Raw genomic sequence first — 20,177 nt, forward strand, 5'->3', positions numbered from 1 at the left:
GGCTCGCTAGACTGCGTGCCCGCACCTTCCAGCGAACGCTTCATGAATGCCAGAGCCGTTTTCGTCGCGCTGTCTTCGCTGCTGCTGGCCGCCTGTGCCAGCGCGCCCGCCACGTCGTGGCCGGTGCAGTCGGCATTGAGGCCGGGCGAAAGCATCACCCTGCCCGACCGCACCCGCCTGCAGTACGTGGGCACACGCAACGATTCGCGCTGCCCGCCGCAGGTACAGTGCATCCAAGCCGGCGATGCGCAGGTGCACCTGCGCATGGAACGTGCGGGTGTGGCACGCGATCTGGTGCTGCTCGCCTCCGCCTCGTCGCTGGACGACGGCGACCTGCACATCACGCTGGTCGACCTGGCGTTTGGCGGTGCGCCGGCCGCCACGCTGCTCATCGACAAGCGCTAGAGTCAAAGACCGGGAATCATCATTGCCCGCGACAGCACCGTCGTGCATGCCGTTGCAACTGCGACGTGCGACGCTGGCCACTTCATCGTCGAGGAACCTGCCATGACCGTCATCGTCTCCCCGCGCGTACACGACCTCGGAGGCTTCCAGGTGCGCCGCGCCGTGCCGAGCATCCAGGCGCGCTCGGTCGGACCGTTCGTGTTCGTCGACCACATGGGCCCTGCGGTGTTCGAGCCTGGCCGCGGCATCGACGTGCGCCCGCATCCGCACATCGGCCTGGCGACGGTGACCTTCCTGTGGTCGGGCTCCATCACGCATCGCGACACGCTGGGCAGCCTGCAGGACATCAATCCCGGCGACGTGAACTGGATGACCGCCGGTCGCGGCATCGCCCATTCCGAGCGCACGCCCACCACGCTGCGCGAACACGAACACCCGCTGCATGGCATGCAGACCTGGGTCGCACTGCCGCGCAGCGACGAGGAAGCCGAGCCGGGCTTCTTCCACCACCCCGCGGCCACGCTGCCGCAACAGCGCCGCGACGGCAGCTGGCTGCGCGTGGTGGCCGGTCGCGGCTACGGCGAGGAATCGCCGGTGCGCGTGTACGCCGACACGCTGTACGTGGCCATCGACCTGGACGCCGACGCGGAGCTCGCGCTTGACGACAGTCATCCGCAGCGGGCCCTTTACGTTCTCGAGGGTGATGCGCAACTGGACGGCGCGGACATCCCGGCCATGCACCTGGTGGTGCTGGACGCCGGCACCCGACCCAAGCTGCGGGCCCGCACGCCGGTCAAGGCGATGCTGCTGGGCGGCGAGCCGCTGGATGGCCCGCGTCACCTGTGGTGGAACTTCGTCTCCAGCTCGAAGGACCGGATCGAGCAGGCCAAGCAGGACTGGCTGGACGGACGCTTCGGCAAGGTACCGGGCGACGACGAGTTCATCCCCCTGCCCGAGCGCTGACATAAGCCAGGCCGATCGGTGGCCCGGACGTATAAGCCGGGCTTTTCGCCTATTAAGTTTGGTTATTTGTCAAGTGCCGTTTTCTGGACTATGTTCGGACCTGATCGTGCGAATCGATCACGGTTCGCCGATCGCGTTTGAAGCGCAACAGCGTTGAACGAAGGGGTGTTTCGCAACAATCACAGGGGGTAAGTCGTGAACACGACCGCATGGCGTGGGTCCGCCCTGCTGGTGCTCGCCGGGCTGGGCATGGCGAGCGCGCAGGCGCAGGACCAGGGGAATTGTCCGCAGATGCCCGCAACGTCGGGCCTCACCTGGGAATACCGCAGCAGCGGCGATTCCGACTTCTGCCGCGCCCTGCGCGCGGACGGCTCGGAAGCGTTCGGGCTGTACATCGCACGCAAGTCGCCGTTCGAGCCCAAGCGCGGCAACCGCGCCGAAGCCGGCGTGATCGATGGCCAGCAGATGTACTGGTACAAGGGCGAGCTCGCGACGCGTCCGAACCTGGAAGTGCGCGAAACCCTGATGGAACTGGCCGATGGCAGGGTCGCCCACATCTGGCTGCAGGCCGAACCGCAGCAGCTGGGCGCCACGATCAGCGAGGCGCAGTCCATCCGCTTTCCCAGCACCCGACTGAGCAGCAAGTAATTCCGGACGCCGGTCCGGAGACCTGTCGCCCTGCCTCATGCAGGGCGCCGATGCCGCGTGCGAGGGTTCCATCCGCCGCCGGCACGCCTATGATGGGCCGGACCCTGCCGTCGGGCAGGGCCATGCAGACTGCAACAGCGCCGCTCGGGCGGTGGTTGGCAGTACGGCCCGAGCTGATCCGTCAACTTCGCAAGGAAGAAGAGGAGGCAGCATGATCAAGCGTCTCGCGGCCGAGTTCATCGGCACGTTCTGGCTCGTTCTGGGCGGTTGCGGCAGTGCGGTACTCGCGGCCAATTTCGGCGGCGACGGCAACCCGCTCGGCATCGGGCTGCTGGGTGTGTCGCTGGCCTTCGGCCTCACCGTCGTCACCGGTGCGTACGCGCTGGGCCACATCTCGGGCGCGCACTTCAATCCGGCGGTGAGCTTCGGCCTGTGGGCCGGAGGGCGATTCCCCGCGCGCGACCTGGTGCCGTACGTGATCGCGCAGGTGCTGGGCGGCCTGCTCGCCGGTTTCATCCTGCTGCACATCGCCAGCGGCGCGTCCGGCTTCATGATCAATCCCGACGCACCCGGTGCGTTCGCCAGCAACGGCTATGGCGCGCATTCGCCGGGCGGCTACGGCATCAACGCCGCGTTCCTGTGCGAGATCGTCATGACGGCGATGTTCCTGGTGGTGATCCTGGGCGCCACGCACACCAAGGCGCCCGTCGGCTTCGCGCCGCTGGCCATCGGCCTCGCGCTGACCCTGATCCACCTGATCAGCATCCCGGTGACCAACACCTCGGTGAATCCGGCGCGTTCGACGGGCGTGGGCGTGTTCGCCGGCGCCACGGCAATGTCGCAACTTTGGCTGTTCTGGGTGGCACCGATTGCCGGTGGCCTGCTGGGCGGCGTGATCTACCGGTGGCTCGGGCAGGAAGGCCCGGACGTCACCGGCACCGCGCCGCGCTGAGCGCACATCACATCCGCCAAAGGGCGAAGGCCACGCATGGTGGCCTTCGTTTCTTTACGCATCCGACCTGTTCGCACCGGCCGCCTTGAGCTGGCGGATGAAATCGCCGATCGGCGCCTTCAGCTGTTGCAGCAGTGGGTCTTCGCGATTACGCAGAACCGCCTCGCTGAGCAACTTCAGCCCAAGCGCGAAGGCCGCGGCTTCGTCGTCGCTGGCGAAGCGGCCGCTGCGCCGCTGCAGGTCGACGATGCGGAAGATGTCGTCGTGGTTGCCGTCCTCGAACACCAGCGGCGCATGCCGCTCCATGTCCTCGCGCGGCGTGGCGAGGTGTTCCAGCGTGATGCGGTAACGGTGTTCGCGCGCGGCCATCAGCACACCTCCATCAGTGACGTTGTTTCTATGGCAGCCCGCATCAGAAGCGTCCCTGCTGGAAATCGACGAACGCCTGCATTACCTGCTCCTTCGTGTTCATCACGAACGGGCCGTAACGTGCGACCGGTTCGCGCAGCGGCCGTCCGGCCACCAGGATCACGCGCACGCCCTTGTCGCCGCCCGCGATGGTGAAGCGCGAGCCGCCGATCAGCACGCCCAGTTCCTGCGCGGCCAGCGCGCGGGCGCCATCGCCCTCGCCCACCACGCCCTCACCTTCGAAGGCGTAGACGAAACCGTTGTGCTCCTCGGGCAATTCGTACTGCCAGGTGGCCTGCGGTGCGAGTTCGATGTCCAGGTACACCGGCTCCGTCGCGGGCTGGCGGATCGGCCCGTCCACGTCGCCCACACGACCGGCGATCACCTTCACCTGCACACCCTGCGCCGGCTGCAGCAGCGGGATGCGCTCGGGTGCGAACTCCTGGTAGCGCGGCTGCGTCATCTTCTCGGCGGCCGGCAGGTTTACCCACAGCTGGAAACCGCGCATGCGGCCTTCCTGCTGTTCGGGCATCTCCGAATGCACCAGGCCGCGGCCGGCGGTCATCCACTGCACGCTGCCGGGCACCAGCACGCCCTCGTTGCCGTGGTTGTCCTTGTGGCGCATGCGGCCGTCGAGCATGTAGGTGACGGTCTCGAAGCCGCGATGCGGATGCTCGGGAAAACCTGCCAGGTAATCCTCGGCGCGATCGGTGCCGAACTCGTCCAGCATCAGGAACGGATCGAGCATCTCCAGCTGCGGCGTGCCGATCACGCGGGTCAGCTTCACGCCGGCGCCATCGGAGGCCGGCATGCCGCGCAGGGTGCGCCCGATGCGGGCGGCGGTGGACATTGAGGTCACGGAGGTCATGGCGACTCCTTGCGTTGCGATACGACAAGGTGCGGGCCGCGGCGTCGCGAGGACAGTACCGCGCGTGGAACGGAAGGTTACGGGACCGGTGTCGGTGGCCCTCGCACCAGGGCGGCGACGCCCCGGGCCAAAGTATCGGCACGGCACGAATCCGGGCGTGTGAAGCACGTCCCCGTGGCGCCCGCGCCCGCCTGTTCAGCAGCCGCGGCTGACGAGGGCGATGCGATCAGCGTCGCGTGATGCGCCAGCAGCGATGGATGCGCGCGTCGCGCTCGAAGTCGGGCGGAATGGTGCTCGCGCTGATCTCCTCCACGTGCGCGAACTGCGCGACGGCGACCTCGTCCAGACGGAAGCGCCGGAAGTTGTTGGAGAAGTACAGCACCCCGCCCGCGTCCAGCCGCGCCACGGCCAGTTGCAGCAGGCGCACGTGGCTGGCCTGGACGTCGAAGTCGTCGGCACGCTTGGAATTGGAGAAGGTCGGCGGATCGCAGAAGATCAGGTCGTACTGGTGCGTGTCGGCTTCCAGCCAGTTCATCGCGTCGGCCTGCACGAGGCGATGGCGCGTACCGCCGACGTTGTTCTCGCGCAGGTTGTCGGCGCACCACTCCAGGTATGTGGCCGACAGGTCGATCGTGGTAGTCATGCGTGCGCCGCCCACGGCTGCGTGCACGGTGGCCGCGCCGGTGTAGCCGAACAGGTTGAGAAAGCGCGTGTCCTGCGCCTCTTCATAGATGCGCAGGCGCATCGGCCGGTGGTCGAGGAACAGCCCGGTATCGAGGTAGTCGAACAGGTTCACGCGCAGCCGCGCATGGCCTTCGTGCACGGTGACGAATTCGCCGCGCGAGTCCATCTGTCCATATTTGCTGCCGCCCTTGCCGCGGGCCCGCGTCTTGAGTGCCACCTGCTCGCGCGGCACGCCGAAGACCTCGCGTACCGCCGAAAGCAGTTCGTTGAGGCGACGACGCTGCACGTTCTCGGGGATCTCCGCCGGCGCGGCGTATTCCTGCACGTGCAGGAACGTGCGTGGCGTGGCCTCGTCGGTCTGGTAGACGTCGATGGCCGCGGCGTACTCCGGGATGTCCGCGTCGTACGCCCGGAAGCACGTCACGCCTTCGCGCTCTCGCCAGCGCTTGAGCTTGTGCAGGTTCTTGCGCAGGCGGTTGGCGACCATCTGCGCGCCTTCCGACAGCTGCGGAGCCACGTCGTTGCCGCTTTCGTCGACGCGCCTGCGCTGCGGCGGCGCGACCGGATCGCACACGATCAGCGTGCACTCGATGGCGCCGTTGAAGACCTGGTATTTCTTCTGCGCACGCAGGCCCGTGGCGAACGCCAGCTCGGCATCGCCGCACAGCACGCTGGCGCGCCACTGCGGAACGGCGCGCTTGAGCGCGTCGCCCAGCGCGCGATACAGCGCGGGGTCGGCGGCAAGCCGCGCGTCGTACGGCGGGTTGCATACGACCAGACCCTTGCCCGGCTCCGGCGCGCTTGCGTCGGCGGGCACGTGCTCCGTCTGGTCGGCGGAGGCAGTGTCCGATACAGGAGCCGCGAGCGAACGGATGTCTCCGACCTTGAAATCGATCAGCCCCGCCAGGCCGGCCAGCACCGCATTGTCCTGCGCTGCGCGGATCGCGTGCGGGTCGGTGTCGCGACCGAAGAAGGCCGGACGCAGCGCATTCATGCCAGTGGCTTCGCGCTTGCGCGCATCCTCGCGCATCGCGCTCCATGCGGCCGCGTCGAAGCCGCGCCAGCGCGTTGGCGTTTCGTTGCCATGGCGCTGCAGGCCCGGCGCCACGTCGGCGGCCATCAGCGCGCCTTCGATCAGCAGCGTGCCGCTGCCGCACATCGGGTCGAGCAGCGCGCCGCCTTCAGCGTATACGCGCGGCCACTGGCCACGCAGCAGCACGGCCGCGGCGAGGTTTTCCTTCAGCGGCGCCTCGCCCTGCTTGGTGCGCCAGCCGCGGCGGTGCATCGATCCACCGGACAGATCGACCGACAGGATCGCGCGTCCCTTGCGCAGCACAAGGTTGAGGCGCAGGTCGGGATGCTCGACGTCCACGTCCGGTCGCGCTCCGGTCTTCGCGCGCATCACGTCGACCACGGCGTCCTTGACGCGCTGCGCCGCGTAACGCGCGTGCGTGATCGCGTCGCCCGACACGTGCGCGTCCACCGCGACCGTGTCGCCCGAGGCCAGATGGTCCGGCCACGCCACGGCGGCCGCGCCCGCGTACAGCGCATGCTCGTCAGGGCAGTCGAATTCCGCGATGGGCCACAGCACGCGGCTGGCCAGACGCGACCACAGCACGGCGCGCTGCGCATCGGCCAGCGAGCCTTCGACGTTGGCGCCGGCGATGGCCGCCGTCGCGCGCGTGCAGCCGAGTGCCATCAACTCGTCGGCGAGCAGGTATTCCAGGCCCTTGCCGCAGCTGGCGTAGAACTTCATGTCAGACCGCCGCGAGCAGAGAAGCGAACGCCTCGGCGCTGGCTTCGACGTGGTTGGCCAGGCGATGGCTGTCGTCCACCAGCAGCAGCCGCGCGCCGCGCGCGTAAGCCCAGGCCACGACTTCGGCCGCCGGAATCAGTTCGTCGTTCCAGCCGTGGATGATCGACGTCGGAACGCGTGCGGCTTCCAGTCGCGGCGCTTCACCCATGCGCACCGGCGGCGCCATCAGGAACAGCGCCTGCGACGGCACCTGCAGCGACACCAGTCCGGAGATGTACGCACCGAGGCTCGATCCGGCCAGCACCACCGGGCCGCGCGAAGCCGCCTCGCGGGCGCGTTCCAGCAGGCGCTGCAGGCGCGCGTGCACGTCGCCCAGTTCGCTCACCTCGCGCATGGCGTCCAGGTCCGTGTAGTCGGGACGCTCGTGGCTCCATCCCAGCCGCTGCGCGACGTCAGCCAGCGCCGTGACCTTGGTGGCGTCCGGGCCGCTCTCGAAGCCGTGGGAGAGGATGCAGTGTCCGCGGGTGCTCATGAATCTTCCTGGATGACGAAAGCCGCCCTGTTTCGACGGGCAGGCAGGAAATGTAGTGCGCCGGTACCGGCCGGCGCCGTGAACGCCGCGATCAGTCGACCGGCGTCACCGCGTCGCCGAGCCGGATCGTGCCGCCCTCGAGGATGCGTGCGCACAGGCCGCCGTGGTTGCGCATGGCATTGAAACCGCCGGGGCCGAGCGCGGCTTCCATGCGCGAACACGGATCGCATTCGTCGGTGCCTTCCAGCAGCACCTCACCGACGCGGAAGCGACGGCCCTTCAGCGCGATCAGCGGCAGGCCGGACACGACCAGGTTGCGGCGCAGCGTCGCCGGCTGCACCGACTCGTGCCCGGACAGGGCCGCGATCACCGGCAGGTGCTCGGCCTGGATCAGGGTGATGCCGCGCTTGCCGCTGCCGCCGCTGTAGCGATCGCCCACCAGGCCCGCGCCGGTTTCGGCCACGACCTGCTGCACCTCGTCCATGGACACGTCGCGCTTCGGACGCAGGCCGATCCACTCGATCCGGCCTGGGCGCGGCAGCGTGGCCATCAGTTTGCCGAGCTCGGAGTCGGCGGGAGGCAGTTTCATGGCGGTTCCGTGCGTCGGATCGGCCGATGCGGTCGACGCGTCGATGTGCGGGAGAGAACCCGGCGTGGGAGCCGGCGCGCGGCCGGTCGATGCGGGAGGGGCGAATGGTAGCATCCGGCCCCATGCCGCCCGCCGCTCCGGCCCTGCCGATCACCTTCGAGCCCCTGCCCTACCAGGACCGCCTGCAGCATCGGGAGGTGGGGCAGATCGACCTGCTGGTCATCCACTGCACCGAGCTCCCCGACCTGGCCATGGCGCGCCGCTTCGGCGAGGAAGTGCTATACGAGGGCAGCCAGACCGGCAACAGCGGGCACTACTACGTCGACCGCGACGGCAGCGTGCACCAGTACGTCGCACTGGAACGCGTCGCCCACCATGTGCGCGGCCACAACGAGCGTGCCATCGGCATCGAACTGGTCAACCGCGGCCGCTATCCCGACTGGCTGGCCGCGTCGCACCAGTCGATGGACGAGCCGTATGCCGCTGCGCAGATCAAGGCGCTGCTGCAACTGGTCGAACATCTGCAGGCGACATTGCGGTCGTTGCGGTTCATCGCGGGCCACGAGGACCTGGACACGACGCAGGTGCCGGCCACCGACGATCCCGGGGTGATGGTTTACCGCAAGCGTGATCCGGGGCCGCTGTTTCCCTGGGACGCGTTGATGGCGCAGGTGCGCCTGGAGCGGCTGCGCTGAGGCAGCCGTCGCAGCGAGTGCTGTGTGTTGCCGGCCGAGTCTCCCGCAACCGGGCCGTCCTGGACCGGCGGTTATACTTCGGCCCCGCCTCCGATGAGCCTTCGCATGACCGTCCCCGCTCCCGAGCAGGTTGTCCACGAACTGGTTGAACTGCTCTCGCTCGAACGGCTGGAGGACAACCTGTTCCGCGGCCAGAGCCGCGACATCGGCACCAAGTACGTGTTCGGCGGCCAGGTGCTGGGACAGGCGCTGTCGGCGGCGCAGGCGACGATGCAGGTGCCGCGCGGCGCGCATTCGCTGCATGCCTATTTCCTGCGCGCCGGCGACATCGCCGCGCCGATCGTCTACCAGATCGACCGGACCCGCGACGGCGGCAGCTTCTCGGTTCGCCGCGTCACCGCGATCCAGCACGGCGAGGTGATCTTCTTCATGGCCGCCTCGTTCCAGCAGGAAGAGGAGTCGGGCGAACACCAGCTGTCGATGCCCGAAGTGCCCAAGCCCGAGGACATCGACCCCGCACCGGCCGTGCCCGAGCACGTGATGGCCACGCTGCCGATCAAGATCCAGCGCTGGCTGTCGCGCAAGGGGCCGTTCGAGTTCCGCCACATCTACCCGCGCGACGAGCTCAACCCGCCCAAGCGTCCGCCGTACCAGCAGTTCTGGTTCCGCCTCACCGAGCGCGTGGGCGACGCGCCGGAACTGCACCGCGCGCTGCTGGCCTACGCGTCGGACTTCCACCTGCTGGGCACGGCGACGTTCCCGCACGGCATCAGCTACTACCAGCCGAACGTGCAGATGGCTTCGCTGGACCATGCGCTGTGGTTCCATCGTCCGTTCCGCGCGGACGACTGGCTGCTGTACTCCATCGACAGCCCCAGCGTGCAGGGAGCCCGCGGCCTTGCGCGCGGCCAGATCTTCGACCGCAGCGGCCACCTGGTCGCCAGCACCGCGCAGGAAGGCCTGATCCGCGTGGTGAAGGACGCCGCGGCGGCCGCGCACGTACCCGCGAAGGAATGACATGAGGCAGGTCTTCAGCAGCCAGCGTCTCGAGAACGTCGAAAGCGTCGCGCAGATGCTGCGCGATGCCGACATCGAGGTTCGCATCACCAACGGCCGCTCGTACAAGGGCGGCCGCCGCGGCACGTTCAGCTACAGCGACGAGAGCGGCCCCAAGCCGGCGGTGTGGGTGGTGCGCTCGGACGACACGGTGAAGGCGCGCGAGATCCTCCGCGAGGCCGGGCTGCTGGAATCCACGCGCGAGAGCTTCGCCGGTCCCAGCTACAACCTCGCCGCCACGGACAGCCCGGCGAAGGCCAAATCCCAGTCGCGCATGCTGCGCATCAAGCTGGTGCTGATGGCGGGCATCGTCGTGGTCGGCGTGCTGGCGATCATGAACGCACTGAAGACCGACATCCCGACCGAAGCGCTGAAGACCCACCCGCTCGACGGCTCCGTCGCCGCGATCCCGCAGCCGCTGGCGGCGGCGGTGTTCGCACGGGAGTTGCCCAGTGCGCGCATCGACGTGCTGTGCCTGTCGATCGACGGGCAGCCGGCCTCGCCGGAACTGGTGCAGGCGCTGCAGGCATCGGCTGGCAAGCGCCAGCTCGTGCCGTCGTCCGAATGCGTGCGCAGCGCCAACGAGGACGTCGGCAGCACCCATCGCTCCACCGGCCGCCCTGCCCTGATCGTCGACGTGCACGCCTTCCGCCCGCAGGCGCGCGACGCATCGACCGGCCTGGTCAGCGGCCTGGTCGAATACACCGCCTACCATCACCGCATGTCGGCGTCGTACAAGACGCTGGAAGTGAAACAGGCCGAAAGCGGCGGCTGGCAGGTCGTGCGCACCGTCAAGCACGTGGCGATGTAACGACCGCCACGCACCCCAAAAAAAGACCCGCGCCGGGGAGACACCGGCACGGGTACAAGGGGGTTGAACCGTAGATGCGTGTTGCTTCCGACCGCGCGATGTGGGGGAAGTTCACGCGGTCATGGTTCAACGATGCATCGGAGGCTTCAGATCGTCGCGCGTGAGGAAGCCGTCGCGGTCCTCATCGAGGAAGGCGAAGGCCTTCGACAGGCGCGGCATCTTCTCGCTGACCTCGACCCGGCTCAGCTTGCCGTCCTTGTTGAGGTCGGCCGCGGCGAACCGCTCCTGCGCACGCTTGGCCCGCTCGGCCTCGCGCTGCGGGCGCATGCGCTCGTGGTAGCTGCGCAGCTCGCTGCGGACCAGGTAGCCGTCGCGGTTCGCGTCGATCTGGTCGAACGACTTGGCGATCCAGGACAGATCGGCCGCCTCGGTGCGGCTGATGCGACCATCGCCGTCGGCGTCGGCACGCACCACGCGTTCCATGCCACCGCGGTGACGGCCATGGTGACCGCCCTTGCGGTGCGGACGTTCGGAGCGGTCGAGCTTGCCGTCGCGGTTGCGGTCGAGTTCGTCGAAACGCTCGGCCAGGCGCGGCATGGCAGCGGCCTCGGTGCGGTCGATGAGGCCGTCCTGGTTGGTATCCAGTTGCGGGCGGCGCGGCGTATCGCCCTGCGGCGCGGCCAGGGCAACGCCACCGGTAACCGCCGCGAGCGCGGCGACGAGCACGACGGAAAGGGTGTTGCGATTCATGAGTGCGACTCCTGCGGGCGGCACCGGGCGGCGCCGATGACCAGTCAACGCCTCCGGCATCGGACGGTTGACGCCCGGGCGGGCGCGTTCAGCCGCACGACAGCGTTGTCCTCACGCCGACGGGCGCTATGCTCCGGTGCATGGGCACCGAACCGCAGGACAGCGACGATCTCCGCCTGTTCCACACGGGCGAACACGCCTGTGGCTACTGGCCGGAACGTTCGGCGCGCGACCTGGTGCTCGACCCGCGCGATCCTCGCCTGCGCCACTGGTATCCGCATGCATTGAGCTGGGGATTCCGCCGCTCGGGCGACATCGTGTACCGCCCGCATTGCGCCGGCTGTCGCGCCTGTGTCGCGGTACGCATTCCCGTCGACCGTTTCGTGCCCGACCGCAGCCAGCGCCGTTGCCTGGCGCGCAACGCGCACGTGCAGATGCGCGTGCTGCCAGCGCAGCGCACCGCCGAGCAACTGGCGTTGTACCGGCGCTATCTCGCCGCGCGTCATGCCGGCGGCGGCATGGACGGACACGGCGCGACGGAGTTCGACCAGTTCCTGATCGGCAGCTGGAGCGAAGGACGCTTCCTCGAATTGCGCGAGCCGTCGCACCAGGGGCCGGGCAAGCTGCTGGCCGTGGCGGTCACGGACTGCACCGACACAGCCCTGTCGGCCGTGTACACCTTCTACGATCCCGACGAAGCCGCGCGTGGCCTGGGCACGCTGGCCATCCTGCGCCAGCTGGAATGGGCGCGTCGCGAACGGCGTCGCCACGTCTACCTGGGTTACTGGATCGAAGGCCATCCGAAGATGGACTACAAGCGCCGCTTCCACCCGCTGGAAGCTTTCGACGGGCGCCAATGGCACGACCTTCCCTGACGTCGAGGGTGCACGCGCCACGCGTTGTCATCCGGCGTGCGCGGGGCCGTGACAGAATCGCGCGATGTCGAGACTCCTCCCTCTGTTTTCCGCATCGTTCGCGGTGCTGCTCGCCGCGTGCACCCAGGTCAACGTCAAGGGCGACCCCGAGGCGTGGGCGCGCGCCATGACCGCCGACGACACGCTGCGCGTGGCGACCTACAACACGTCGCTGTTCGACGACCAGGCGGGCGGAGTGATCCGGCGGCTCGAAGGTGGCGATCCGGGCGCCCGCAAGATCGCTTCGGTCCTGCAGCGCGTGCGTCCCGACCTCGTGCTGCTGAACGAGTTCGACTACGACGCAAACGGCCGCGCGGCGGACCTGTTCCAGCGCTATTACTTGGAGGTCGCACAGCCCGGCGGCGGCGATCCGCTGCGCTATCCGTACCGTTACTTCGCCCCGGTGAACACCGGTGTGCCCAGCGGCCTGGACCTCGACCGCGACGGCACCGCCAGCGGCGAGGGCCGCAACCGCGGCAATGACGCCTGGGGCTACGGCCTGCACCCGGGGCAGTACGGGATGCTGGTGCTGTCGAAGTTCCCGATCGATCCCGAACAGGTGCGCACCTTCCAGCTGCTGAAGTGGAGCGCACTGCCCGGCGCGCGCCAGCCGCTCGATCCGGCCACTGGCCAGCCGTGGTATCCGGCGAACATCTGGTCCCAGCTGCGCCTGTCGTCCAAGTCGCACTGGGACGTTCCGGTGCGTACGCCTTCGGGTGTCGTGCACTTCCTCGTCTCGCATCCGACGCCACCGGTGTTCGACGGGCCGGAGGATCGCAACGGCGCGCGCAATGCGGACGAAATCCGCCTGTGGCAGGAATACCTCACGCCCGGCGACAAGCCGTGGCTGTGCGACGACCAGGGCCGCTGTGGCGGACTGGCTCCGGATGCGCGATTCGTGATCGCGGGCGACCTCAACAACGATCCCATCGACGGCGACGGCCACCACGACGCCATCGTTGAACTGCTCGAACACCCGCGCGTGGCCCGTCATGCAACGCCACGCAGCGAAGGCGCGGTGGAAGTGGCGGCGAAGTATGCGCAGGCGGGTGTCGCGCACCGCGGCGCACCCGCGCACGCCACCGGCGACTTCGGTCCCAGGGCCGGCACGATGCGGCTGGACTACGTTTTGCCATCCGTCGGCTTCGCCGTGAAGGACAGCGGCGTGTTCTGGCCACCCGCCGAATCACCGGAGGCTGCCATTGCAGATGGCAGCGATCACCATCTGGTGTGCGTGGAATTGCAGTAGGTGCGGACTAGCGGCGCAATGACGTCCGTGCCTCGCCTGTCGCACGGACCAGCACTGCCCAGATTCACTTCGCGGTGGCGCAGGCACACGGATTTCACATCTCAACGGCAGTTCGGCGGCTGCGCCTTTCGCCTTTCGCTCTTGGCTCGTCATCCCCGCGCAGGCGGGGATCCAGGGACTTTCCACGCTTCGCCAGATGCAATTGGCAACGACGCTCTAGTGGTTGTCCAGCCCTCGGATGAAGCGCACACACCGACCCACGGTACCGCTGCCGGAAGACGTGATACGCCCGTCGATGGATTCCCGCCTTCGCGGGAATGACGGCAGAGAGCCCGACCCGCCTGCCGTTGCCAAAATGCGCCTCTCTGCTGCTCTGGCCTGGCCCCGTCATCCCGCGCAGGCGGGGATCCAGGGACTTTTCACGCTTTAGCGAGCGTGTTTGGGCAACGGCGCTTTGGCCATTGCCCGTGACCACTCCGACGACGAACACAGTGGGCGCTCGAACACCTGCTGTCAAACGGCGTGATACGCCGGTCGCGTGGATTCCCGCCTTCGCGGGAATGACGAGCAAGAGCTGAAGCAGGTGCGTGGCGGCTGCGTTGTTGCGGCTGTTTTGTTGCTACTGTTGTTGCTGTTGCTGCTGAACAGCCCATCACACCTCTAGACCCGGAGGGCGCCGCACATGGATGTGCGGCGCTAAGCAAGGAGGCAGGACGCCGACTTGCGGGGCGCCCACTCCTTCTCCGGTTGTGGGATTGCTTCGTCGGGGAAGACCGTTTCTTTTGGTTACTTTTCTTTGGGCCAGCAAAGAAAAGTGACCCGGCCGGCTTTAGACGGACGGAAGCTTTTGCTCTCGTTGTTCAAGCGCACCGGTAAAGCGTGAAAGTCCTTGGATCTCCGCCTCCGCGGCGATGACGAGCATGAGCAACGACAGACGAGCAGAAGCAACGGCGGCTGGATCCCGGCTTTCGCCGGGATGACGAGCAACGGCTGAGGCATCGCTGCTGAGCGACGGCCGGTACGGCCGGTAAAGCGTGAAAAGTCCCTGGATTCTCGCCTTCGCGGGAATGACGAGCAGAAAAAGCAACAGCATATAAATCCCGCCGTCCCCCGGATGACGAGGGCGACAGCAAATGGAGCTCGCCTTCGCCGGAACGACGGGCAAAGAGCACGCGCCACGCACCGGCGCCCACTTCCCCTCACCCCTCCGGCGGCAGCTTCGCCTCCGCAGACGCACCGCCCTTGGCCGATGTCGCCTTCACCGGCTCGACCACGTCAACCGTTCCCGGCGAAGCCGACGCCAATGGCTGCGGCGGAAGCGCGGTCACTACCTCGGCCGGTACGCGCGGTCCGAACCCGAACGCCGCATCGCTGCGTGCAGAAACAATCATCCGCACCATGTTGACTGGGATCATCACCTCCACGGACACCGCTTCGCCCGTGTCCGTGCGTCCCTCCAGCGTCATCTCGATCAGCGCGCCGCCGGTGTCGATGGAGCTGCACACCAGGTGCGGGCCGCGGTCGTCGTCGCGCAGGTAAGGCTTGATTGCCTCTCCCAGCATCGCCAGCGCCTGCGGGTAGAGGAACACCGCATAGCCGCTCATTTCTTCGGTCAGGGGCATGGGCGATTCCTCAGCGCAGTTCGATGGTCAGGGCCGCCGCAGCGGTACGTGCGCGTTCGCGCGCCTGTTCGATGTCGTCGCCCAGCGCCAGCGTCACCGCCACGCGCCGATGGCCTTCCACGCGAGGCTTGCCGAACAGGCGCAGCTGCGTATCGGCCTGGGTCAGCGCAGCGTCCACGTTCTCGAACACCGGCACGCCGTGCCCGTGCGCCAGCACCGCGCACGAAGCCGAGGGACCGAACTGGCGGATGGAAGGAATCGGCAGCCCCAGGATCGCGCGCGCATGCAGGGCGAACTCGCTGAGGTCCTGCGAGATCAGCGTGACCAGGCCGGTGTCGTGCGGACGCGGCGAGACTTCGCTGAACCACACTTCGTCGTCCTTCACGAACAGTTCGACGCCGAACACACCCCAGCCGCCCAGCTCGTCGGTAATGGCACGCGAGATCTCCTGCGCACGTTCCAGCGCGCGCGGCGACATCGGCTGCGGCTGCCAGCTTTCACGATAGTCGCCATCGCGCTGCAGATGGCCGATGGGTGTGCAGAACGTGGTGCCGCCGGCATGGCGCACGGTCAGCAGGGTGATTTCATATTCGAAATCGATGAAGCCCTCGACGATCACGCGACCCGCGCCGGCGCGGCCACCGGTCTGCGCGTATTCCCATGCCGCGTCGACGTCCTGCGCGCTGCGCACCAGGCTCTGGCCCTTGCCCGAGGACGACATCACCGGCTTGACCACGCACGGCAGGCCGACCGCTTCGACGGCGGCGCGGTAGTCCTCCAGCGTGTCGACGAAGCGGTACGGCGACGTCGGCAGGCCCAGCGTTTCCGCGGCCAGTCGGCGGATGCCTTCGCGGTCCATCGTCAGGCGTGCCGCGCGCGCGGTCGGGATCACGCGGACGTCGCTGCCGCGGGCGTGGAACTCGCGCTCCAGCTCGACCAGCGTCTGCGTGTGGATGGCCTCGATCTCCGGCACGATCAGGTGCGGGCGCTCCAGCGCGATCAGCGCACGCACGGCGCCGCCATCCAGCATGTCGAGCACGTGGCTGCGGTGCGCCACCTGCATCGCCGGCGCGTCCGCATAGCGGTCGGCCGCCACGACTTCGGCGCCATAGCGCTGCAGTTCGATCGCCACCTCCTTGCCCAGTTCGCCAGAACCGAGCAGCAGGACGCGGAAAGCGTGTGGAGACAGGGGCGTGCCGAGCGTGACCATGCGCAATCCGCGTTGGGGGGAGCGGGCTAGTTTAACGGTGCATGTGCAACGGCCGCGCCGACGGGCTATGGCACATCGCGGCCGCATGCGATCCTTCGTTGATGCCCGGCCCCCACCCGCGCAACCTGCAGCGCTGCCTGATCGCCGTCCTCGCGATGGCGCTGGCGGCATGTGCACGCGAGACGCCACAGCCCGAACCCGCCGAACACGGCACCCGGCTGGCCGGCGTCCTCATCGACCCGCAACTGGACGAGATCAGCGGTCTGGCCGCCTCGCGCCGTCATGCTGACGTGCTGTGGATGCTCGACGACGGCGGCAATCCGGAGCGGCTGTTCGCGGTGAGCACCAGCGGCACGCGCCTGGCGACGCTGCGCGTGGAAGGCGTGACCAAGACCGATTGGGAGGACATCGCGGCGTTCGAACTCGACGGCCGCGCGTACCTGCTCATCGCCGACACCGGCGACAACGGCGGCCTGCGCCGCAGCCTGCAGTTGCACGTGGTCGAGGAACCGGCGCGCATCGAGAACGCACGCCTGCGCCCGGCATGGTCCATCGCCTTCCGCTGGCCGGACGGAGCGCGTGACTGCGAAGCCGTGGCGGTGGACGTCGAACGCGGCGAGGTGCTGCTGATCTCCAAGAAGCGCCAGCCGCCGGAGCTGTTCACCCTGCCGCTGCGGCCGCCGGGCACCGCGCTGCAGACCGCCACGCGCGTCGGGCAGCTGACCGGCGTGCCGCAGGCGGATGCCGAGGCCCTGCGGCGCAACCCGCAGCGCGCGAGGCTGGACAGCCAGGTCACGGCCGCGGATGTCTCGCCCGACGGTCGCACGCTCGCGGTGATGACCTATCGCTGGCTGCTGCTGTATGCCCGTCTCGATGGCGAAGACTGGGGCCAGACCGTCTCGCGCGCGCCACGTTTCCAGCCCCTGCCCTGGCTCCCGCAGGCGGAGGCGATCGGCTGGAGCCGCGACGGCCGCCACCTGTATGCCACCGGCGAGTTCATCCCGGCTCCCCTGTACCGGGTCACGCCCTGATGCCGCTCGTCGGAGCAGGTTCCGGAGCGCTTGCATTATTTGATATCAATTTGATATCACTCACTCCATTACGAATGGAGGCGCACCGATGAAAGAGAACCCGATCCGCTCCCTGCCGGGCATCCCGATGCTCCTGGTCCTGCTGGCGCTGATCCTGCTGGCGGCCTGGCTGTTCTTCACCGGCATGTCCAAGGATCCGGCGACCGGAGTGCCATCGCTGGGCCGCCTCGCCGGCGCGGCCATCATGGCCATCGTGTCGTTCTTCGCGCTGATCGGCCTGTACATGGTCGAACCCAACCAGGCCGCCGTGCTCAGCCTGTTCGGCAAGTACGTGGGCACGGTGAAGGACAACGGCCTGCGCTGGAACAACCCCTTCTACGCCAAGAAGAAGGTCAGCCAGCGAGTACGCAACTTCGAGAGCGGCAAGCTCAAGGTCAACGAGCTGGACGGCAGTCCCATCGAAATCGCCGCCGTCATCGTGTGGCAGGTCGTGGACAGCGCCGAGGCCGTCTACAACGTCGACGACTACGAGAGCTTCGTGCACATCCAGTCCGAATCCGCACTGCGCGCGATGGCGACCAGCTATCCGTACGACCAGCACGAGGAAGGCCAGCTCGCGCTGCGCAGCCATGCGGCCGAGATCAGCCAGCACCTGCAGGACGAACTGGCCGAGCGCCTGGCCGACGCCGGCGTACGCGTGATCGATGCGCGCATCAGCCACTTGGCCTACGCGCCGGAAATCGCTCAGGCCATGCTGCAGCGCCAGCAGGCCAATGCGATCATCGCCGCGCGCACGCGCATCGTCGCCGGTGCGGTGGGCATGGTCGAAATGGCGCTGGCCGAGCTGCAGAAGAACGGCGTGGTGCACCTGGACGAGGAGCGCAAGGCGCAGATGGTCAGCAACCTGCTGGTGGTGCTGTGCGGCGAGCGATCCACCCAGCCCATCGTCAACGCCGGCACGCTGTACTGAGGTCGCGCGCGTGGGTGATTTTGTGGTGCCGCTGATCCTGGCCGTGAGCAGCCTACCGGCATTCTTCGCCGCGGCGCTGATGAGCCGTGGGCGCCCCGGCGGCGCCCCCGTGCCGCCGCTGGCGCGCCTGATGCGCCTGGTCGGCCTGGCCATCCTGGCCGGTGCCGGCGGCCTGCTCTGGGCCGGCGACAACGAAACGCGCCGCCTGTCCGTGATCGTCGCGATGGTGGTGGCCGTCAACGGCCTGGGCCTGGTGCTGCTGTTCTCGCTCGGCCGCGACAGGAAGGGCCGCCGGTGAACGACAAGAAGGCCTATCCGCTGCGCATCAACGCCGATGTCCTGGCGGCCGCGCAGCGCTGGGCCGACGACGAACTGCGCAGCCTCAACGCGCAGATCGAGTACGTGCTGCGCGACGCCCTGCGCAAGGCCGGCCGCCTGCCCAATCCGAACACTCCTTCCGACGAGGAATCCCCATGACCCAATGGACCTACCAGGTGGTCGAGATCGTGCCGCGCATGCTCGGCCCCGCCGTCAGCGAACGGCTGCAGGAAGAACTGGACCGCCTCGGCGCGGAGGGCTGGGAGCTGGTGTCGGTGATGCCGGTGACCCCGTTCGACCATCTGCGCGCGGTGCTCAAGCGCCCGGCGTGATCGCGCCGCCTGTCCGTAGGAGCGAGCTTGCTCGCGACGAATGCGGGAGCAGCGAGTCGCCAGCAAGCTGGCTCCTACGATCACCGGCGTTTCGCGTAGCGCCCCCGTGATCGAGCCCACATGGCATCGCCAGCTCCACCCCGCTAACCTGCCTCCATGCGCGGCCAGCCCCGAATCCTGATCAACACGCCGGCGATCGAGCTCTGGCCCGGCGGGCTGCTGCGCGCGCGCAGCAACTTCGACGCGCGCGCACTGGCGCGAGCCCGGCACGTCCTGCGCCGCAAGCGCGACGGGCAATACCTTGCGGTGGACCTTCCGGAAGGGCTGCTGGCGCTGGTGCCGCAGCTGCGACGCGAGCCGGGCCTCGACGCCGCGCTCGATGCCATCGAAGCACCGCCGGCCCATCTGCGCGCGGGCATCGAACACGTGCGTGAACTGCCGCTCGACCGGCTGGAAGAACGCCTGCACGGACTGGGCCTGGACGACGGCTACGGCCAGCGCACCGGCCTGCCACTGGTGGCCGAACCCGACTGGCTGGCCTTCGCCGGCTTCGACCGCTATCGCCGTCCGCTCTGGCTGCACGTCGATGCCGCACGCGCCTGGAAACACATGCGCGAAGGCGCATTGCGCGACGACGTGGTGCTGGAAGCCATCTCCGGCTATCGCAGCCACGATTACCAGCTCGGCATCTTCGAGCGAAAACTGGCGCGCGGTCTCACGGTCGAGGAAATCCTCACCGTCAACGCCGCACCGGGCTACAGCGAGCACCACTCCGGCCTCGCACTCGACATCGGCGCCCCGGACGCGCCGCCAGCGGAGGAATCGTTCGAAAAGACCGACGCATTCGCGTGGCTGCGCGACAACGCGCAGGGTTACGGCTTCGTCATGAGCTACCCGCGCGACAACCCGCACGGCATCGTCTACGAGCCGTGGCATTGGTGTTATCGGCCGGCCTGAGCGCGCCGACAGCTACTCGCGGTCGAGCGTGATGCGCACGCCGGCAGCGGTCTTCTGGGTGATCGCCAGCTCGAAGTCCTTGCTGCCGTGGTGCTTCTTCACCAGCACGTCCTCACCGTCGTCGACTTCGACCTTGTAGCGGTCGCCGAGCTTCGCGCGCAGGCTGTCGCGGATCAGCCGCGCGATATGGTTCTCGCCGGCGTCCTTGGGGATCGGCACGGTGATGTCGACCGGCGGTGCGTCGGTGGGCGCGATGCGGAACACCACCACGCCGTCGCTGTCGGCATCGCTGCTGACCTGGATGCGCCACTTGTTGGAGGGCGCGGCCCATGCCGCGGCTGTCGTCAGCATCATCAGGAGGGCAATCAGAACGGGCACTTTCGTCGAACCGGAACGCTGCAGCATGGTGCACCTCCTCCGGGATTTGGGACGGACCTCGTGGGCGGAGCCAGTCTGT

At 68.3% G+C, this 20,177-nt stretch carries 25 protein-coding genes; 15 read left to right on the plus strand and 10 right to left on the minus strand.

Annotation, left to right across the window (positions count from 1 at the left end; all coding sequences use genetic code 11):
* Positions 1–42: 42 nt before the first annotated feature.
* From VFE83_RS05155 to aqpZ, 4 genes are all read left to right on the plus strand, one after another.
* The gene (locus VFE83_RS05155) at positions 43–405 is read left to right on the plus strand and encodes a hypothetical protein (RefSeq protein WP_324903814.1); all 363 of its coding nucleotides are present in this window, start codon (positions 43–45) and stop codon (positions 403–405) included.
* Positions 406–507: 102 nt separating this feature from the next.
* Positions 508–1,368, plus strand: a complete 861-nt coding sequence (locus VFE83_RS05160) for a pirin family protein (protein ID WP_324903815.1) — start codon at positions 508–510, stop codon at positions 1,366–1,368.
* A 195-nt stretch (positions 1,369–1,563) separates the two neighbouring features.
* Positions 1,564–2,016 carry a hypothetical protein gene (locus VFE83_RS05165; protein WP_324903816.1) on the plus strand — a complete coding sequence of 151 codons (453 nt, stop codon included), beginning with the start codon at positions 1,564–1,566 and terminating at the stop codon, positions 2,014–2,016.
* A 211-nt stretch (positions 2,017–2,227) separates the two neighbouring features.
* Positions 2,228–2,968: an aquaporin Z gene (aqpZ, locus tag VFE83_RS05170; RefSeq protein ID WP_324903817.1), complete on the plus strand. Its 741-nt coding sequence runs from the start codon at positions 2,228–2,230 to the stop codon at positions 2,966–2,968.
* A 54-nt stretch (positions 2,969–3,022) separates the two neighbouring features.
* Here the strand turns inward: aqpZ and VFE83_RS05175 are convergent, their stop codons facing one another.
* The 5 genes from VFE83_RS05175 to VFE83_RS05195 form a co-directional block, all read right to left on the minus strand.
* Complete coding sequence (locus VFE83_RS05175) at positions 3,023–3,337, minus strand: DUF3861 domain-containing protein (protein ID WP_324903818.1); 315 nt, start codon at positions 3,335–3,337, stop codon at positions 3,023–3,025.
* A gap of 43 nt (positions 3,338–3,380) precedes the next feature.
* Positions 3,381–4,244 (minus strand): pirin family protein, encoded by an 864-nt coding sequence (locus VFE83_RS05180; protein ID WP_324903819.1) that lies wholly within the window; start codon positions 4,242–4,244, stop codon positions 3,381–3,383.
* A 226-nt stretch (positions 4,245–4,470) separates the two neighbouring features.
* Positions 4,471–6,684, minus strand: a complete 2,214-nt coding sequence (rlmKL, locus tag VFE83_RS05185) for a bifunctional 23S rRNA (guanine(2069)-N(7))-methyltransferase RlmK/23S rRNA (guanine(2445)-N(2))-methyltransferase RlmL (protein ID WP_324903820.1) — start codon at positions 6,682–6,684, stop codon at positions 4,471–4,473.
* Between the two features lies 1 nt (position 6,685).
* Positions 6,686–7,216: a hypothetical protein gene (locus VFE83_RS05190; RefSeq protein WP_324903821.1), complete on the minus strand. Its 531-nt coding sequence runs from the start codon at positions 7,214–7,216 to the stop codon at positions 6,686–6,688.
* Positions 7,217–7,307: 91 nt separating this feature from the next.
* The gene (locus tag VFE83_RS05195) at positions 7,308–7,805 is read right to left on the minus strand and encodes an MOSC domain-containing protein (RefSeq protein WP_324903822.1); all 498 of its coding nucleotides are present in this window, start codon (positions 7,803–7,805) and stop codon (positions 7,308–7,310) included.
* A gap of 122 nt (positions 7,806–7,927) precedes the next feature.
* Here VFE83_RS05195 and VFE83_RS05200 point away from each other — a divergent pair, with 122 nt between their 5' ends.
* From VFE83_RS05200 to VFE83_RS05210, 3 genes are all read left to right on the plus strand, one after another.
* On the plus strand, positions 7,928–8,500 hold the full coding sequence (locus VFE83_RS05200) for an N-acetylmuramoyl-L-alanine amidase (protein WP_324903823.1): 573 nt from the start codon (positions 7,928–7,930) through the stop codon (positions 8,498–8,500).
* A gap of 105 nt (positions 8,501–8,605) precedes the next feature.
* Positions 8,606–9,517 carry an acyl-CoA thioesterase II gene (gene tesB, locus VFE83_RS05205; RefSeq protein ID WP_324903824.1) on the plus strand — a complete coding sequence of 304 codons (912 nt, stop codon included), beginning with the start codon at positions 8,606–8,608 and terminating at the stop codon, positions 9,515–9,517.
* Between the two features lies 1 nt (position 9,518).
* Positions 9,519–10,367: a hypothetical protein gene (locus VFE83_RS05210; protein WP_324903825.1), complete on the plus strand. Its 849-nt coding sequence runs from the start codon at positions 9,519–9,521 to the stop codon at positions 10,365–10,367.
* A gap of 126 nt (positions 10,368–10,493) precedes the next feature.
* Here VFE83_RS05210 and VFE83_RS05215 read toward each other — a convergent pair whose 3' ends face one another.
* A complete protein-coding gene (locus tag VFE83_RS05215; protein WP_324903826.1) occupies positions 10,494–11,117 on the minus strand; it encodes an EF-hand domain-containing protein in 624 nt (207 codons plus the stop codon).
* 140 nt (positions 11,118–11,257) lie between these two features.
* Between VFE83_RS05215 and VFE83_RS05220 the strand changes: the two genes are divergently transcribed.
* Together VFE83_RS05220 and VFE83_RS05225 are read left to right on the plus strand one after the other, a co-directional pair.
* Positions 11,258–11,992, plus strand: a complete 735-nt coding sequence (locus VFE83_RS05220; protein WP_324903827.1) for an arginyltransferase — start codon at positions 11,258–11,260, stop codon at positions 11,990–11,992.
* 64 nt (positions 11,993–12,056) lie between these two features.
* Positions 12,057–13,280: an endonuclease/exonuclease/phosphatase family protein gene (locus tag VFE83_RS05225; protein ID WP_324903828.1), complete on the plus strand. Its 1,224-nt coding sequence runs from the start codon at positions 12,057–12,059 to the stop codon at positions 13,278–13,280.
* A gap of 829 nt (positions 13,281–14,109) precedes the next feature.
* Here VFE83_RS05225 and VFE83_RS05230 read toward each other — a convergent pair.
* From VFE83_RS05230 to purT, 3 genes are all read right to left on the minus strand, one after another.
* Positions 14,110–14,373 (minus strand): hypothetical protein, encoded by a 264-nt coding sequence (locus tag VFE83_RS05230; protein ID WP_324903829.1) that lies wholly within the window; start codon positions 14,371–14,373, stop codon positions 14,110–14,112.
* A 106-nt stretch (positions 14,374–14,479) separates the two neighbouring features.
* Positions 14,480–14,902 (minus strand): hypothetical protein, encoded by a 423-nt coding sequence (locus VFE83_RS05235; RefSeq protein WP_324903830.1) that lies wholly within the window; start codon positions 14,900–14,902, stop codon positions 14,480–14,482.
* Positions 14,903–14,912: 10 nt separating this feature from the next.
* On the minus strand, positions 14,913–16,112 hold the full coding sequence (gene purT, locus VFE83_RS05240) for a formate-dependent phosphoribosylglycinamide formyltransferase (protein WP_324903831.1): 1,200 nt from the start codon (positions 16,110–16,112) through the stop codon (positions 14,913–14,915).
* Positions 16,113–16,213: 101 nt separating this feature from the next.
* Here purT and VFE83_RS05245 point away from each other — a divergent pair, with 101 nt between their 5' ends.
* From VFE83_RS05245 to VFE83_RS05270, 6 genes are all read left to right on the plus strand, one after another.
* Entirely contained in the window at positions 16,214–17,143 is a 930-nt protein-coding gene (locus VFE83_RS05245) for a hypothetical protein (protein WP_324903832.1), read from the plus strand.
* An 88-nt stretch (positions 17,144–17,231) separates the two neighbouring features.
* Positions 17,232–18,113, plus strand: a complete 882-nt coding sequence (locus VFE83_RS05250) for an SPFH domain-containing protein (protein WP_324903833.1) — start codon at positions 17,232–17,234, stop codon at positions 18,111–18,113.
* Between the two features lie 10 nt (positions 18,114–18,123).
* A complete protein-coding gene (locus tag VFE83_RS05255) occupies positions 18,124–18,411 on the plus strand; it encodes a hypothetical protein (protein ID WP_324903834.1) in 288 nt (95 codons plus the stop codon).
* The gene (locus VFE83_RS05260; RefSeq protein ID WP_324903835.1) at positions 18,408–18,590 is read left to right on the plus strand and encodes an Arc family DNA binding domain-containing protein; all 183 of its coding nucleotides are present in this window, start codon (positions 18,408–18,410) and stop codon (positions 18,588–18,590) included. Before VFE83_RS05255 ends, VFE83_RS05260 begins: the two co-directional genes overlap by 4 nt.
* Positions 18,587–18,763 (plus strand): DUF4177 domain-containing protein, encoded by a 177-nt coding sequence (locus VFE83_RS05265; RefSeq protein ID WP_324903836.1) that lies wholly within the window; start codon positions 18,587–18,589, stop codon positions 18,761–18,763. The genes VFE83_RS05260 and VFE83_RS05265 overlap by 4 nt, the downstream gene beginning before the upstream one ends.
* Positions 18,764–18,919: 156 nt before the next feature.
* Positions 18,920–19,720 (plus strand): M15 family metallopeptidase, encoded by an 801-nt coding sequence (locus VFE83_RS05270; RefSeq protein ID WP_324903837.1) that lies wholly within the window; start codon positions 18,920–18,922, stop codon positions 19,718–19,720.
* A 12-nt stretch (positions 19,721–19,732) separates the two neighbouring features.
* Here VFE83_RS05270 and VFE83_RS05275 read toward each other — a convergent pair whose 3' ends face one another.
* On the minus strand, positions 19,733–20,125 hold the full coding sequence (locus tag VFE83_RS05275; RefSeq protein ID WP_324903838.1) for a hypothetical protein: 393 nt from the start codon (positions 20,123–20,125) through the stop codon (positions 19,733–19,735).
* Positions 20,126–20,177 lie beyond the last annotated feature (52 nt).

Source organism: Lysobacter sp., from assembly GCF_035655815.1.
Lineage (GTDB): Bacteria > Pseudomonadota > Gammaproteobacteria > Xanthomonadales > Xanthomonadaceae > Lysobacter_J.

Coding starts and splice junctions, on each gene's coding strand:
- VFE83_RS05155 (WP_324903814.1), top strand. CDS start 43: ATGAATGCCAGAGCCGTTTTCGTCGCGCTGTCTTCGCTGCTGCTGGCC.
- VFE83_RS05160 (WP_324903815.1), top strand. CDS start 508: ATGACCGTCATCGTCTCCCCGCGCGTACACGACCTCGGAGGCTTCCAG.
- aqpZ (WP_324903817.1), top strand. CDS start 2,228: ATGATCAAGCGTCTCGCGGCCGAGTTCATCGGCACGTTCTGGCTCGTT.
- VFE83_RS05175 (WP_324903818.1), bottom strand. CDS start 3,337: ATGGCCGCGCGCGAACACCGTTACCGCATCACGCTGGAACACCTCGCC.
- VFE83_RS05180 (WP_324903819.1), bottom strand. CDS start 4,244: ATGACCTCCGTGACCTCAATGTCCACCGCCGCCCGCATCGGGCGCACC.
- rlmKL (WP_324903820.1), bottom strand. CDS start 6,684: ATGAAGTTCTACGCCAGCTGCGGCAAGGGCCTGGAATACCTGCTCGCC.
- VFE83_RS05190 (WP_324903821.1), bottom strand. CDS start 7,216: ATGAGCACCCGCGGACACTGCATCCTCTCCCACGGCTTCGAGAGCGGC.
- VFE83_RS05195 (WP_324903822.1), bottom strand. CDS start 7,805: ATGAAACTGCCTCCCGCCGACTCCGAGCTCGGCAAACTGATGGCCACG.
- VFE83_RS05200 (WP_324903823.1), top strand. CDS start 7,928: ATGCCGCCCGCCGCTCCGGCCCTGCCGATCACCTTCGAGCCCCTGCCC.
- tesB (WP_324903824.1), top strand. CDS start 8,606: ATGACCGTCCCCGCTCCCGAGCAGGTTGTCCACGAACTGGTTGAACTG.
- VFE83_RS05210 (WP_324903825.1), top strand. CDS start 9,519: ATGAGGCAGGTCTTCAGCAGCCAGCGTCTCGAGAACGTCGAAAGCGTC.
- VFE83_RS05215 (WP_324903826.1), bottom strand. CDS start 11,117: ATGAATCGCAACACCCTTTCCGTCGTGCTCGTCGCCGCGCTCGCGGCG.
- VFE83_RS05220 (WP_324903827.1), top strand. CDS start 11,258: ATGGGCACCGAACCGCAGGACAGCGACGATCTCCGCCTGTTCCACACG.
- VFE83_RS05225 (WP_324903828.1), top strand. CDS start 12,057: ATGTCGAGACTCCTCCCTCTGTTTTCCGCATCGTTCGCGGTGCTGCTC.
- VFE83_RS05230 (WP_324903829.1), bottom strand. CDS start 14,373: ATGCTGTTGCTTTTTCTGCTCGTCATTCCCGCGAAGGCGAGAATCCAG.
- VFE83_RS05235 (WP_324903830.1), bottom strand. CDS start 14,902: ATGCCCCTGACCGAAGAAATGAGCGGCTATGCGGTGTTCCTCTACCCG.
- purT (WP_324903831.1), bottom strand. CDS start 16,112: ATGGTCACGCTCGGCACGCCCCTGTCTCCACACGCTTTCCGCGTCCTG.
- VFE83_RS05245 (WP_324903832.1), top strand. CDS start 16,214: ATGCCCGGCCCCCACCCGCGCAACCTGCAGCGCTGCCTGATCGCCGTC.
- VFE83_RS05250 (WP_324903833.1), top strand. CDS start 17,232: ATGAAAGAGAACCCGATCCGCTCCCTGCCGGGCATCCCGATGCTCCTG.
- VFE83_RS05265 (WP_324903836.1), top strand. CDS start 18,587: ATGACCCAATGGACCTACCAGGTGGTCGAGATCGTGCCGCGCATGCTC.
- VFE83_RS05270 (WP_324903837.1), top strand. CDS start 18,920: ATGCGCGGCCAGCCCCGAATCCTGATCAACACGCCGGCGATCGAGCTC.
- VFE83_RS05275 (WP_324903838.1), bottom strand. CDS start 20,125: ATGCTGCAGCGTTCCGGTTCGACGAAAGTGCCCGTTCTGATTGCCCTC.